15 protein-coding genes are annotated in these 12,075 nt (G+C 71.5%); 6 read left to right on the top strand and 9 right to left on the bottom strand.

Annotation, left to right across the window (positions count from 1 at the left end):
* Positions 1 to 55: 55 nt before the first annotated feature.
* On the bottom strand, positions 56 to 895 hold the full coding sequence (locus ACZ5PB_RS20665; protein ID WP_468693066.1) for an ATP-grasp domain-containing protein: 840 nt from the start codon (positions 893 to 895) through the stop codon (positions 56 to 58).
* A gap of 14 nt (positions 896 to 909) precedes the next feature.
* The gene (locus ACZ5PB_RS20660; protein WP_468693064.1) at positions 910 to 1,818 is read right to left on the bottom strand and encodes an ATP-grasp domain-containing protein; all 909 of its coding nucleotides are present in this window, start codon (positions 1,816 to 1,818) and stop codon (positions 910 to 912) included.
* A 220-nt stretch (positions 1,819 to 2,038) separates the two neighbouring features.
* Between ACZ5PB_RS20660 and ACZ5PB_RS20655 the strand changes: the two genes are divergently transcribed.
* A complete protein-coding gene (locus ACZ5PB_RS20655) occupies positions 2,039 to 2,842 on the top strand; it encodes an NAD(P)-binding domain-containing protein (RefSeq protein ID WP_468693062.1) in 804 nt (267 codons plus the stop codon).
* Between the two features lie 29 nt (positions 2,843 to 2,871).
* Here the strand turns inward: ACZ5PB_RS20655 and ACZ5PB_RS20650 are convergent, their stop codons facing one another.
* Positions 2,872 to 3,939 carry a GNAT family N-acetyltransferase gene (locus ACZ5PB_RS20650; protein WP_468693061.1) on the bottom strand — a complete coding sequence of 356 codons (1,068 nt, stop codon included), beginning with the start codon at positions 3,937 to 3,939 and terminating at the stop codon, positions 2,872 to 2,874.
* A gap of 298 nt (positions 3,940 to 4,237) precedes the next feature.
* On the opposite strand from ACZ5PB_RS20650, the gene ACZ5PB_RS20645 reads away from it, so the two are divergent.
* Positions 4,238 to 5,062: a class I SAM-dependent methyltransferase gene (locus ACZ5PB_RS20645; RefSeq protein WP_468693059.1), complete on the top strand. Its 825-nt coding sequence runs from the start codon at positions 4,238 to 4,240 to the stop codon at positions 5,060 to 5,062.
* 6 nt (positions 5,063 to 5,068) lie between these two features.
* On the opposite strand, the gene ACZ5PB_RS20640 is transcribed toward ACZ5PB_RS20645, so the two are convergent.
* The 4 genes from ACZ5PB_RS20640 to ACZ5PB_RS20625 all read right to left on the bottom strand — a co-directional run bounded on the left by ACZ5PB_RS20640 (position 5,069) and on the right by ACZ5PB_RS20625 (position 7,427).
* On the bottom strand, positions 5,069 to 5,641 hold the full coding sequence (locus ACZ5PB_RS20640; RefSeq protein ID WP_468693057.1) for a transcriptional regulator: 573 nt from the start codon (positions 5,639 to 5,641) through the stop codon (positions 5,069 to 5,071).
* A gap of 75 nt (positions 5,642 to 5,716) precedes the next feature.
* The gene (locus tag ACZ5PB_RS20635) at positions 5,717 to 6,562 is read right to left on the bottom strand and encodes a S1 family peptidase (RefSeq protein WP_468693056.1); all 846 of its coding nucleotides are present in this window, start codon (positions 6,560 to 6,562) and stop codon (positions 5,717 to 5,719) included.
* A 120-nt stretch (positions 6,563 to 6,682) separates the two neighbouring features.
* Positions 6,683 to 7,015, bottom strand: a complete 333-nt coding sequence (trxA, locus tag ACZ5PB_RS20630) for a thioredoxin (RefSeq protein ID WP_468693054.1) — start codon at positions 7,013 to 7,015, stop codon at positions 6,683 to 6,685.
* Between the two features lie 19 nt (positions 7,016 to 7,034).
* A complete protein-coding gene (locus tag ACZ5PB_RS20625; protein WP_468693052.1) occupies positions 7,035 to 7,427 on the bottom strand; it encodes a MerR family transcriptional regulator in 393 nt (130 codons plus the stop codon).
* A 103-nt stretch (positions 7,428 to 7,530) separates the two neighbouring features.
* Between ACZ5PB_RS20625 and ACZ5PB_RS20620 the strand changes: the two genes are divergently transcribed.
* From ACZ5PB_RS20620 to ACZ5PB_RS20610, 3 genes are all read left to right on the top strand, one after another.
* Complete coding sequence (locus ACZ5PB_RS20620; RefSeq protein ID WP_468693050.1) at positions 7,531 to 8,013, top strand: GNAT family N-acetyltransferase; 483 nt, start codon at positions 7,531 to 7,533, stop codon at positions 8,011 to 8,013.
* Positions 8,014 to 8,139: 126 nt separating this feature from the next.
* A complete protein-coding gene (locus ACZ5PB_RS20615) occupies positions 8,140 to 9,432 on the top strand; it encodes an NAD(P)/FAD-dependent oxidoreductase (protein ID WP_468693048.1) in 1,293 nt (430 codons plus the stop codon).
* Positions 9,433 to 9,485: 53 nt separating this feature from the next.
* Entirely contained in the window at positions 9,486 to 10,043 is a 558-nt protein-coding gene (locus tag ACZ5PB_RS20610; protein ID WP_468693046.1) for an EF-Tu/IF-2/RF-3 family GTPase, read from the top strand.
* On the opposite strand, the gene ACZ5PB_RS20605 is transcribed toward ACZ5PB_RS20610, so the two are convergent.
* Positions 10,002 to 10,763 (bottom strand): MerR family transcriptional regulator, encoded by a 762-nt coding sequence (locus ACZ5PB_RS20605; RefSeq protein ID WP_468693044.1) that lies wholly within the window; start codon positions 10,761 to 10,763, stop codon positions 10,002 to 10,004. The genes ACZ5PB_RS20610 and ACZ5PB_RS20605 overlap by 42 nt on opposite strands.
* A gap of 80 nt (positions 10,764 to 10,843) precedes the next feature.
* Here ACZ5PB_RS20605 and ACZ5PB_RS20600 point away from each other — a divergent pair, with 80 nt between their 5' ends.
* The gene (locus ACZ5PB_RS20600; protein WP_468693265.1) at positions 10,844 to 11,326 is read left to right on the top strand and encodes a DUF6194 family protein; all 483 of its coding nucleotides are present in this window, start codon (positions 10,844 to 10,846) and stop codon (positions 11,324 to 11,326) included.
* A gap of 5 nt (positions 11,327 to 11,331) precedes the next feature.
* On the opposite strand, the gene ACZ5PB_RS20595 is transcribed toward ACZ5PB_RS20600, so the two are convergent.
* Positions 11,332 to 12,015, bottom strand: a complete 684-nt coding sequence (locus ACZ5PB_RS20595; RefSeq protein WP_468693042.1) for a class I SAM-dependent methyltransferase — start codon at positions 12,013 to 12,015, stop codon at positions 11,332 to 11,334.
* Positions 12,016 to 12,075: the final 60 nt, after the last annotated feature.

Below are 12,075 nucleotides of genomic sequence, written 5' to 3'. Positions count from 1 at the left end.
TGTGGCGAACGATGACTGCCGCAGATACTACACAGTGCGTAGTACGCCACACGTACTATTCGCGTACTCCGCCCTTGAGCACCAGCGCCGCCAGTGCCTCCGGGGCGCCGGGCTGGTCGCGGATGCCGGGGAAGGCGTTGATGTCGACGATCAGGGGGTGGCCGGGGCCGCCAGGGCCCTCGGTTTCGGGCGTGACGAAGTCGACCCCGTAGACCTCCAGGTCGAAGACCTCTCCCACCTTCCGTACCAACTCAGCCCATTCGGCGGGCAGTTGATCCCCTCCCAGCGGTAGCGTTCGCTGCTCCCGGCTTGCGTCCTCCGCCAGTTCCGAGCGGCGCAGGGCGGCGAAGAGATGGTGGTCGATCGCCCAGGTCTTGTGGTCCCAGCCGTCGTTCGGTGCGAAGTCCTGGACCACCACGGGCTCGTGTGCGTCGGGGCGGGTGGCCGCCAGTTCCTTCAGCTGTGCGTCGTCGTCCACGCGGGCCACCAGATCGGCCTTGGCGCTGCGGCGGCTCTTGACGACCACGGGGCCCCGGAGCGGGGGTCCGGCGGCCAGTTCGGTGAGGGAGGGGTACGTGCGGGTGGGGGCGAAGGGGAGTCCGGCGTGGTGGGCCCGTTCGGCCATGGCTGTGCGGTCCTGGAGGAGGGCGGTGGCGGCTGGTCCGTTGATCACTCGGGCGCCGCGCCGTTCCAGGTCGTGGGCGAGGGCGAGGGCTTGGGGGGTGCGGGACTTGAGGAGGTAGACGTCGGCGAGGGGGAGGCTGTGGGCCTCGTACGGCGGGATCGTCGTCGGGTCCAGCACCGACACCTCGTGGTCGGGCAGCAGGAGGGCCTTGGTCGCGGCGAGGAGCGGGTGGTCGGGGGCTGGGGTGATCAGCCCGATCCTTGTCCTCACGGTCCTCACGGTCCTCACGCGCTTTCGCCCGCCACGGCCGCCACCCGGGCCGGTACGGAGGCCGGGGGGAGGGTCCGGAGCGGGTACGGCACGTGCTCCGAGCCGTACCTCGCCAGGTTCAGCACCGCGCGTGCCACCCGGGCCGCCGCGTCCGGGACCCGGCGGAAGCTGGGGAAGTCGTTCACGTCCACGACGACCGGTCCGTCCGGGCCGATCAGTACGTCCACGCCGTACAGGTCCAGCCCGTACACCGCCCCGATCCGGGCGACCAGTGCGGCGACCTCGGCGGGCAGCGGCACCCGGCGTTCCGCGACCGGGTGCGCGGGGTGCAGGGGGGAGCGCCGTTCGGTGGCGTAGAGCCGGCCGCCGACGCCGTACACCTTCAGGTCGGTGCCCGAGTTGGGGACGTACGGCTGGGCTATCAGCATTCCCTCGCCGGCCAGTACGGGAAGCAGCGCGGTCAGTGCGGCCGGAGAGGCGACGAGGCGGACGGCGCGGCCCGCGCTGCCGTCGGCGGGCTTGACGACCAGGGGGTACGCCGACTCCGGTATCTCCGCGAGGAGTTGGGGTGCGGCGGCCGCGTAGGTGGGCGGGACGGGGAGACCGTGCTGTGCGGCTATCGCGGCGGCCAGGGCCTTGTCGCGTACGCGGCGTATCGCTCGGGCGTCATTGACTGTCGTCGCCCCGGACTCGGCGGCGGCTTCCAGGAGGGTGAGGCCGGGGCCGCCGGAGACCGTCTTGAGGACCCAGGCGTCGTGGTCGCCCGCCCGGAGCGTTTCGGTCAGGGTGTCGGTCATGTGCAGGAGGGAGCCTCCGGGGCGCAGTACGTCGACCCGGTGTCCCCAGGCGGTCAACCGGCCGATGACTTCGAGGGGCATGCCGTCGTGCCGGTAGCGCTCCTCCACCAGAAAGCAGAGGTTCATCGTTCGTCCCGCAGCCTGCACCGCGCACCCACTCCGTACCCCGTACCCCGGACGTTCCCGCCGTTCTCTTTGTCGTCCGGCGTGCTGTGACGTCCCAGGATGGCATGGAGCGGGAGACCGGCCGCTTGCGGGTACGGGGCCTTGACCATGGCATTGCCCGTACGCCCTGTGGTCCACTCGACGCACCGTCAGCCACACGCACCGCACGGAGGACCGCACAGTGAAGCGCATCGGCATCATCGGAGTGGGCGAGATCGGCCGGGCCCTCGTGACGGGGCTGTCCGAAGGGGGTGGCGAGGACGGTGGCGACGGTCACCCCGGAGCGCGTGACGAGATATTCCTCTCGCCGCGGGGCGCCCGCACCGCCGCCGAGCTGTCCTCGCGCTACCCGCACGTCCACGTCTGTACCGACAACCAGGACGTCGTCGACCGCTCCGACGTCATCGTCATCGCCGTACGCGGCGCCGACCGGCACGAGGCGCTGGCCGGGCTGGCGGTGGGCGGCGACAAGCTCGTGGTCAATGTGATGTCCGGGGTCGCCAACGACGACCTGCGCCAACTCCTGGCCACCGACGCCGAGTTGGTACGGGCGATCCCGCTGCCCTCCGTACGGGAACGCCGCTCCGTCACGGTCACGTACCCCGCCCACCCGGTGACGGACGCCCTTTTCGACCGGCTCGGCGGAGCCCAGCCCGTCGCTGACGAACGGGACTTCGACATCTACTCCGCCCTGACGGGAACGCTGACCGCCCACTACTCGTACCTCGCCACGCTCACCTCGTGGGCCGCCGACCAGGGCATCGACCCCACCGACGCCGACCGCTACGTCCGCGGCCTCTTCCAGGGCGTCGGCCACGCCCTGGACGACGGGTCGCGCTCGCTGCGGCAGCTGGCCGCCGACCACGAGACCCCGAACGGCAACAACGAACGCATCCGCACCACCTGGTTCGACCCGGCCAATGACGCGGCCCTGCACAAGGCGCTCGACGGCCTGCTCACGCACCTGCGGGGGAGTCAGGCGTAGTCAGCAGGCGCCCCGGCCACGGACGAGCCCTAGGCGCCCTGCTCTCCCTGCTCCCGCTGCTCCATCAGCACCAGTCGGCGGCTGTTGTTGCGGTATCCGGCGCGTACGAAAGCGGCGGCCGTCGGGCGGTTCGCCAGGTCCGTGTCGGCGCGGATCCGGGCGGGTTCGAGGTCGGTCTCCTCGGCCAGGAACCTGGTGATCTCGGCGAGGATCTCGTCGACGTAGCCACGGCCCCGGTGCTCGGGCATGACGCCGAGGTAGCCGACCACGGGCCCCGCGAGGTTGCGCGACGGGATGCCGAAGCCGACCGCCTCGCCCGAGGCGTCGCGGGCCACCCGCCACCAGGACCGTTCGCCGGCCATGTCGTCGCGGTAGAACGCCACGTCGTTGCGCGCCTGCGTCTCGGTCCCGTGCTGGTCGGCCCCCATACGGGTGGTCGCGTCGAGGGTGTTCTCCAGCACCCGCCGGAGCAGCCCGACGAACACCTCGTCGTCGGGCTCCGGGGTGAAGGTCAGCCGCTGCGTGGCCGGAGCCCGAAGCCCGTCCTTGGGCGTCCACTCGTAACGCAGCCGCTCCACGTTCCCCGCCAGCCCCGCCGCCCTGGCCACCTCTTGCCGCCAGGCAAGTGCCTCGACCACCTCGGGCCGCTCCCGGAAGTCCCCGGGCAGGAAGATGTGGAACGCGGGGCGCTCCGAGGCCCCCGCCCGCTCGTACGCCGCATGGGCGGCGGTGAGCAACTCGGTGGCGAGGAGGTTGCGTTGACGGGCGTCCGGGACGAGTTCCGCATTGACGTACACGGCGTCCAGGGCACCGGGCGTGGTGTACGCGGGCGGCCCCCACCAGACGGCCACCGCGAGCAGCGGAGCACCAGCCTGCGCGTCATGCGATGCGTCAGCTTCGGCGACCCAGGTCCACTCGGGGCGGTACTGCCCGTCGGTCAGCTTGGCCAGGTAGGTCTCGGCGGTCACGCTGGTGACCGGATCGGCCACGAGCAGCGGAAGGATGCGGTCGAGGTCGGACTCGACGGCAGGGCGGAACGAAGTACGCGTGGCCGTGCGGGAATTCGTCGTGCTGGAATTCGTCGTGCGGGAATTCACTGTGCCTCCAAGGCGATGAAGCAGGAGGCGCCACCAGATCGAGTGGGTGGTTCAGTCGGAATCCGTCACACCCGCGCGCGAGCGGAGGGGGCGACGGGGGCGACCTGGAGCGCCGGATTCGGGGTGAACATCGCGGCCTCCCTTCTCTGCTCGTACGGACAAGGGCGCCAGGCTACGTCCACAACTGAGCGCGCAACAAGTGGTTTTCCCGCACCCCACCCCCGCACCCCCCGCCAGGGAACGAAGGCGTCCGCCCGGACGTCCTCTCTCTGTACGTATACGCAGGTGAGAGGAACGCATGACAGCCACCACAGCATTCGACGAGTCGGAGCGTCTCGCCTGGGCCGGTCGCGCCGAGGCCTACGCGGGCAGCTTCGCCAAGCTCTGCGCCCACACCGTGCACCCCCTGCTCGACGCGGCGGACGTACGCGCGGGAACCCGGCTCCTCGACGTCGGTACGGGCCCCGGGACCGCCGCCCTCGCCGCCTGTGAACGCGGTGCCGAGGTCACCGCAGCCGACCCCGAGCCCGGCATGGTCGCGCTGGCGGCGCGGACCGCGCCCCAGGCCGACGTACAACTGGCGGGACTCCCCCAACTCCCGTACCCCGACGACTCGTTCGACGCGGTCGTGGCCAACTTCGTCCTCAACCACGTCGGCCGCCCCGCTGCCGCCCTGGCCGAATTGCGCCGGGTGACCCGCCCCGGCGGACGCGTCGCGGTGACGATCTGGGCCACCCCCACGGCCGCCGGTCAAGCCCTCCTCGGCCGCGCCGTGCGGGCGGCCGGGGTCAGCCGCCCCGACCACATACCCGGCCTGGCTCCCGAGGACGACTTCCCGCGCACCGAGGAGGGCTTCGCCGCCCTGCTCTCCGACGCGGGCCTCACCCGTACCGCCTGCACCACCGTGCGCTGGGACCACCGGGCGACCCCGGAGGAGTGGTGGAGCGGCCCGGCCTCGGGAGTGGCGACGATCGGCCGCATCGTCACGAGCGGGACGCCCGGCACGGTCGCCGAGATCAAGAGCCGGTTCGACGCGCTGTGCGGGGAGTTCACCGATCCGGACGACCCGGACGGGATGCTGATCCTGCCCCACGCGGCCCTGCTGGCGCACGGCCGCGCCTGAAGTCCGCTACGCGGCGAAGCCGACGTTGGTGACGTACTCGTACTGTCCCCACTGCGAGCCCAGGTCGACGATCGTGTCCTCCCAGGCCGCGTCCAGCCCCTGCTTGTCGTTGGCCGCCCAGGAGTCGACGATCCGCTCCCAGCGGCGGACGTTGAGCGAGCGGTGCTCGATGACGCGGGCCAGCCGCTGGTCGACGCCGGACTGGTTGAGGGGGTGGATCTCCACGCGGGTGCCCCGGCCGTCCCGGTACAGGCGCTTGAGCAAGTGCTTGGCGACGTTCTGGCGGCGGACGAGGCGGTAGGCGGCGTCGATGCGGTCGAGGTTGGCGGCGGTGGGGCGGCGCTTGCCGTCGAGCCAGGCCTTGAGGGTGCGGTCGGTGACCGTGAGCCCCGCGTCGCGCGCCGCCTGCCGGGCGTGGGTGGTACGGGTGAGGTAGTGGAGGCGCGCCAACAGGCCTCGCTTGGCGGTGACCGGGGTGGCGATGCCGCCCGCGAGCGCGTCGAGCTGGCGGGCGACGGCGTCCGCGCCCTTGATGCCCCTGGCACCGAACTTCCCGAACTCGATGTTCTTCTCGGGCACGCGCGCGCCTCCCTTCCCTCGGTTCTCTCAGTAGGCCGCCCAGCTTAGACGCCCGTCACCCCGCCCTCCGGCCGGTCAGGCGGTCGGCACGCCCAGCCCGGCCACGATGGCGCTGGTACGGGTGAACAGGGCCGTCGGGAAGTCCTTGTTGCAGAACTTGTTGCCCGTGGAGGCGATGCCGACCAGCTTGCCGCCCACGATCAGCGGTCCGCCCGAGTCGCCCCGGCAGGTGCTGTCGTGGGTGCCGGTGGCGGGGACCGTGCAGAGCTTGTTGACCGGGGAGTCGCCGGGCAGGGTGTACGGATCGCAGCCCTTGAGCGGCGAAAGGACCAGGCGCGCCGCCTTCAGCCGTACGCCGGGGGTGTTGGTCGCGGTGAGGCCCCAGCCCAGTGCGGTGGCGGGCTTGCCGGACTGGAAGAGCGCGGCGTCCTTCGCCCCGGCGACCGGCAGGGTCTTGTACCCGGCCGGCATCGGCTTGGCCAGGGTGAGGACGGCCGCGTCGAAGGTGTAGCTGGCCGCGTCGAACTTCGGGTGGATCTTCACCGAGGCGACCTTGCGGACGGTGCCCTTGGTGGTACGGAGATCGGTGCGGCCGCCGATGACCTCGTAGCTCTGCTCGGGCCGCCCCTCCTCCTTGACGACGCAGTGGGCGGCGGTCAGCACCTTGGTCGGGGCGATGAGGGTGCCGCCGCAGATGTGCTCGCCGGCGGCGGTCCGGATGGCCATGGTGTACGGGTGGTCCGTGACGGTGGTGTTCTTGCCGCCCTGTATCGCGGCGGCGGGAGTAGCGGTGGCGACGAGGCCGCCGACGGCGGCGAGCGAGGCGGCGGCAGCGGTGAAGGCGAAGGCGGCGGCCGTGGAGCGGCGGCGGTGGTGGATCGGCACGAGGGTCCCCCGGGGAGAGTTGCTGCTGATGGTCACTGACCACTGACCACCGATCAGTTGATCAGCGGCACTGATCATGACGTGCCGAAACGGGAGGGGGTTCCCTCGGCCGCACAGTTCCTTCACGGCTGCCGCAGATCGTCTGCCGCAGATCGTCTACCTCAGGTCGTCGATCTCCTGGAGCAGCCGCCGCTTGGGCCGGGTGCCGACCATCGACTTCACCGCCTCGCCGTTCCGGAAGACCATGAGGGTGGGCGCCGCGAGCACGCCGTACGCGGCGGCCGTGCCGGGGCTGGTGTCCACGTCGAGCTGTACGACCTTGAGCCGGTCGCGCTCCTCCTCGGCCACCGCGCTCAGTACGGGCGCGAGTTGGCGGCACGGCCCGCACCAGTCGGCGCCGAACTCCACCAGGACCGTGCGGTCGGCCTTCAGTACCTCGTCCGCGAAGTTCGCGTCGGTGACCTCGTCGACCCCTGCTGCCTTGAACATGCCCATCCCCTTTACCTGTTCACTTGCCGAGTTCGCACAGTGGCGCCGGTCCGTCCGGCAGATCCGCCTCGGCGCGTACCAGCTGTGCGCCCACGTGATCGCGGACGGCCGTCAGTTCGCCGATCAGCCGATCGAGTTCGGCCAATTTGCGCCGGTAGACATCGAGCGAGGCGGGACAGGAGTCGCCCGCCGGGTGCCCCGCCTGCAAGCACTCCACGAACGGCCTGGACTCCTCCAGGCCGAACCCGACGTCCTGGAGCGTGCGGATCTGTGCCACGAGCCGCAGGTCGTCGTCGCCGTACACGCGGTAGCCGTTCACCGCGCGCCGGGCGGGCAGCAGCCCGCGGGACTCGTAGTAACGCAGGGTCCGGGTGCTGACCCCGGCCTGCTCCGCCAGTTCGCCGATGCGCATGAGGACGACGCTAAACGTTGACCCCGACGTCAAGGCAACGGCCCTGTGCCCGATCCCGGGCACGTTCACCGTGCGGAAACAACCGGGCGGCAGAATCCGCCCCATGAACCTCAAGATCACGGACTTCAGCGTCGAAGAAGTGCCCTGGGACGACCCCGACGCCCGCGCCCTGCGGGACCGCCAGCGCGCCGAGATCGCCGAGCGGTACGGCAGACCGGACAGCGAGCCCGGTACGGCGCCGTCGGCGGCGGACATCGCGGTGTTCGTGGTGGCGCGCGCGGGCGGCACCCCCGTGGGCTGCGCGGGCCTGCGCGATCTGGGCGACGGGAGCTGCGAGCTCAAGCGGATGTACGTGGCGCCGGAGCAGCGCGGCTCGGGAGTCGCCCGGCAGCTCCTCGAAGCGCTGGAGGAGTGGGCCCGGCAGCAGGGCCACACTCACGTACGCCTGGAGACGGGCCTCTCGCAGCCGGACGCGGTGCGCTTCTACACGCGGTCCGGATACCGCCGGATCCCGAATTTCGGGGTGTACGAAGGCCTGGAACGCTCGCTCTGTTTCGAAAGGAACCTGCTCGCTGCCGCACACTGAACACCTGAGCACACGACACGTGATCCACGACTCTTGACAACCGGTCATGCTCCTGACACCCCTGACAGCAGTAGCACCGCAGCACCACCCGCGAGCGGCACCACATCCCGAAGGGGGCGATCAGCGATGACCGAGCCCAAGAGCACGGACCACCGGAACCCACCCGACCACCACCTCGACCACTACGACGTGGTCATCAGCGGAGCCGGCCTCGCCGGCAGCGCCGCAGCGATCCTGCTCGCCCGGCACGGTGTCCGCGTCGCACTGCTGGAGCGCCGCTCCGACCCCGAGGCGTACAAGGTGCTCTGCACGCACTCCCTCACCGCCAACGCCTACCCGGTGCTGCGCCGGCTCGGCCTGCTGCCCGCCCTGGAGAAGGCGGGCGCGGTACGCAACGCGGCGCGCTGGCACACCCGTTGGGGCTGGATCGTGCCGAGGGCCGCTCCGTCGGGACCGCCCCTGCCGTACGGGTTCAACATCCGGCGCAGCACCCTGGACCCGCTGATCAGGTCCCGGGCGGCGGAGACTCCGGGTGTGGACCTGTTCCTCGGCCACCACGTCACCGGTCTGGTCCGGGCGGGCGGACGCGTCGTGGGACTGCGCGCGTCGACGCCGCAGGGTGTCGAGCGCGAGTTCCGGGCCCGGCTGGTGATCGGCGCGGACGGCAAGGACTCGGCGGTCGCGAAGCTGGCCGGGGTGCCGACCCGGGAGTACGAGAACGCCCGCTTCGGCTATCTCGCGTACTACCGCAACCTTCCGCTGTACGACGGAATGAGCCATACCTGGTTCCTGGAGCCCGACATGGCGTACGCGTTCCCGAACGACGACGGGGTGACGGTCCTGGCCGTGCTCCCGGACAAGAAGCGGCTGCCCGCCTTCCGGGAGGACCTGGAGGGCAGCTTCCTCGAATTCGTCCGCTCGCTGCCCGAGGCTCCGCCCATCGACTCCGCCGAACGCATCACGAAGATCGTCGGCACCATCGACTACCCCCTGCACACCCGCAAGCCGACCTCCCCCGGCCTGGCCCTCGTCGGTGACGCGGCGCTGACCTGCGATCCCTTGTGGGGAGTGGGCTGCGCGTGGGCACTGGAGACGGCACAGTGGCTGGCGGACGCCATCGCTCCGGCGGCAGCCGGCCGCGGCGACCTCGACAGGGCGCTCGCGGCATACGCCCGCAGGCACAAGCGCGGTCTGCTCGGCCACCAGCTACTGGCCGTCGACTTCGCCAAGTCCCGCCCCTTCAACCCCGTGGAACGCCTGATGTTCTCGGCCGCCGCCCGCGACGAGCCCCTGGCCCGCCACATGCACCGCTTCGCCTCCCGCCTGATCGGCCCAATGCGCTTCCTGAACCCCGTGGCCATGGCACGAGCCGCCGCGGTCAACACCAGACACCGCGGCCCGAACGGCGGCAACCGTTGACCACGCACGAATCTCCGGAGCAACACGGAGGTGCTCCGGCGCAACCGTTCCTGATGCCGGTCGAGGACGTCTTCCGACCGGCTCGGGACGGGTTCGTCGTGGTGACCGGGCGCGTCGAGCGCGGGCAGGCGGGTACCGGCGACGAGGTGGAGCTCGTCGGGCTCGGAGGCCGGGCGGTCGTCCGCGTCGACGGCATCGAACACCTTCACCGACGCATTGACGTTGCGGGTACGGGCATGAACGTGGGACTCCGGTTGCCGGGTCCGGCGGACGGGGCGGTGGAGCGGGGCCAGGTGCTGGCGGCACCGGAGACGGTCAGCGCGTACGCCTCCTTCTCGGCGGACATCGCGCTGCTCTCCGAGGAGGACGGCGGCGCGGAGGTGCGCACCGGCACGCGCCTCACCTGTCACCTGCGTACCGCTGCCGTACTGGGCGTCGTCACGCTGCCCCCGGGGGTCGACGTACTGCGTCCGCTGCATACGGCCACCGTGACCGTCGCCCTCGAACAGGCCGTGGCGCTGGAGGCCGGTCAGTCCTTTGCCTTTCGGCTGCACGGTCGCGCGGCCGGGTCAGGGGCCTTGGTGCGGGGCGGGGGTTGGGGCTGGGGTTGAGGGGGTTGCGGTGATCAGTGCGGCCAGGTCCGTGCCCGCTTTCAGCAGGGCTACCGAGCGGGCGGTGATACGGGCCAGGCGTTGGCTCAGGAGGTGCTGGGCTTCTTTCTGGCCCGCGTCCGGGTTGCGCAGGTCGCGCAGCGAGTCCATGACTTCCCTTACCGCCGGGATGCCGTGGCCCGCGCTGCGGAGCGCGGCGACGATGCGGGCCGCGTCGATGGCGGGGAGCGGGTAGCGGCGTGCTCGGAGCGAGGTGACCCGTTCCGGGACGATCAGGCCTTCTTCCTCCCAGTGGCGCAGGGTGGAGGAGCGTACGTCGAGCGCGGTGGCGAGCTCTGTGATCGTCATCGTGATCGGCGGTGTGATCGGCGGCGTCGCCGCTGGGGCGGTGTGGGCTTCGGTGTGGATCGATTGCAGGGACCGCTGTGCGCGCAGGGTCTCTTCCCGTTCGCGGGCGAGGCGGGCGTGGAGCTCGTCGATCGCGGTGGCGGCCTCGTCGAGCGGTCGCGTTCTCAGCTCCGTGAGGAGCCGGCGGGCCTCCACGGGGCCCGCCGCTTCCGCCAGACCCCGGTAGGCGTGCAGGGCTTGGACGTGGAGAGGGGTGTACGCGCGGTAGCCGTTGCTCGCGCGGGGGGCGGGCGGAATGACGCCGAGCCGTTCCAGATCTCGTACCTGCTGCACCGAGTAGCCGGATCGCGCGGCGACGTCGACGGTCCTCACCGGCCCTCGCCCACCCTTCGCCCAACCCCACACGAGCACTTGAAGCCGACACTTGAACCATGAGTATCACGGACATGGAAATGGAACACGTCGTCGCGGTGGTGCGGGGGCTCGACGGCGCCCTCGTGGTCACACCGGAAGCAGGCGACGGCCTCCCCGAGCTGACGTGGGGAGACGCGTTCTTCTACTACGCCCCCGACGGCCGGCTGCCGCAGAACGTCCAGCCGTACGCCACGATCGTCACCAAGAACTACCCCGGCGACGACACCTCCGACCTCGACCCGCCCGGCCGCTGGCGGCTGAACATCCAGGTCGACCGCGCGACCTTCCGCGAGCTGACCGGGGACGACCCGCGCGCCCTCGCCCAGTCGGACGCCGGTTCCGGCGACCACGCGACCGCCGACCGTGTCATGGCGCATCCGGTGTACGGCACGGCCGGGTGGGTCGCGGTCGTCAACCCCGGTGAGAACACCGGTGAGTTGGTGCTGCGGCTGCTGCGCGGGGCGCACGAGGCCGCGCGCGCCAGGTTCGTACGGCGGCACGGGCCCGAGTCAGCTCGCTGACCGTCCTACTCCGCCGCGCGCAGCAGCAGATGCCCCCTGCGGAACCGCTCCCCCTCGATCGGCTCGCGCAGCATCCGGCCGACCTCGACGAATCCGGTCTCGCCCGACAGTGCCGCGAGGTCGTCGATCGGCCACCGGTAGGCGGTCGTCACCTTGTGGTCGAAGTCCGTGACCGGGCCGCCCTCCGCCTCGAAGAAGCCGATCAGGAGGTGGCCGCCGGGCGCGAGCACGCGCCGGAACTCGGCGAAGTACGCCGGAACGTCCTGCGGCGGTGCGTGGATGACCGAGTACCAGGACACGGCACCGCGCAACGCCCCGTCGGCCAGGTCCAGCGCGGCGATGGAGCCGAGCTCGAAACGCAGCTCCGGATAGGCCTGGCGGGCGAGGTCGAGCATCACCGGCGACAGGTCGACACCGAAGGCGTCCAGCCCCAGGTCCCGCAGGTGCGCGGTCATGTACCCGGGGCCGCACCCCAGGTCCGCGACGGGTCCCGCGCCGTCGGCCCGTACGAGATCGGCGAACGCGGCGATGACCGCACGGTCGAGCGGGAGGGGGTCCAGGGACTTGTCGGTGAGCTCGGCGTAGAGGACGGCGATGGCGTCGTAGGCGTCGGACGTCGTACGGAGGTACGGGGCTTCGGGGGCTTCGGGGGCCACGGGGGCGGCAGGGGCGGCAGAAGGTTCGGTCATGGGCGAGGAGACTAGGTCGTCGGCTCGTCGCGCCCGCGGGCAGGGTGACCCGCCCACCCT

It is taken from the genome of Streptomyces sp. NPDC032721 (assembly GCF_055579625.1).
The sequence above is the reverse complement of the archived record's forward strand: the minus strand, read 5'-3'. Positions and strand labels throughout refer to the sequence as shown.

Excerpts from the sequence above, each read along its gene's own strand:
- ACZ5PB_RS20660 (WP_468693064.1), bottom strand. The coding sequence starts at position 1,818 with ATGAACCTCTGCTTTCTGGTGGAGGAGCGCTACCGGCACGACGGCATG.
- ACZ5PB_RS20645 (WP_468693059.1), top strand. The coding sequence starts at position 4,238 with ATGACAGCCACCACAGCATTCGACGAGTCGGAGCGTCTCGCCTGGGCC.
- trxA (WP_468693054.1), bottom strand. The coding sequence starts at position 7,015 with ATGTTCAAGGCAGCAGGGGTCGACGAGGTCACCGACGCGAACTTCGCG.
- ACZ5PB_RS20625 (WP_468693052.1), bottom strand. The coding sequence starts at position 7,427 with ATGCGCATCGGCGAACTGGCGGAGCAGGCCGGGGTCAGCACCCGGACC.
- ACZ5PB_RS20620 (WP_468693050.1), top strand. The coding sequence starts at position 7,531 with ATGAACCTCAAGATCACGGACTTCAGCGTCGAAGAAGTGCCCTGGGAC.
- ACZ5PB_RS20615 (WP_468693048.1), top strand. The coding sequence starts at position 8,140 with ATGACCGAGCCCAAGAGCACGGACCACCGGAACCCACCCGACCACCAC.
- ACZ5PB_RS20610 (WP_468693046.1), top strand. The coding sequence starts at position 9,486 with ATGCCGGTCGAGGACGTCTTCCGACCGGCTCGGGACGGGTTCGTCGTG.
- ACZ5PB_RS20600 (WP_468693265.1), top strand. The coding sequence starts at position 10,844 with ATGGAACACGTCGTCGCGGTGGTGCGGGGGCTCGACGGCGCCCTCGTG.
- ACZ5PB_RS20595 (WP_468693042.1), bottom strand. The coding sequence starts at position 12,015 with ATGACCGAACCTTCTGCCGCCCCTGCCGCCCCCGTGGCCCCCGAAGCC.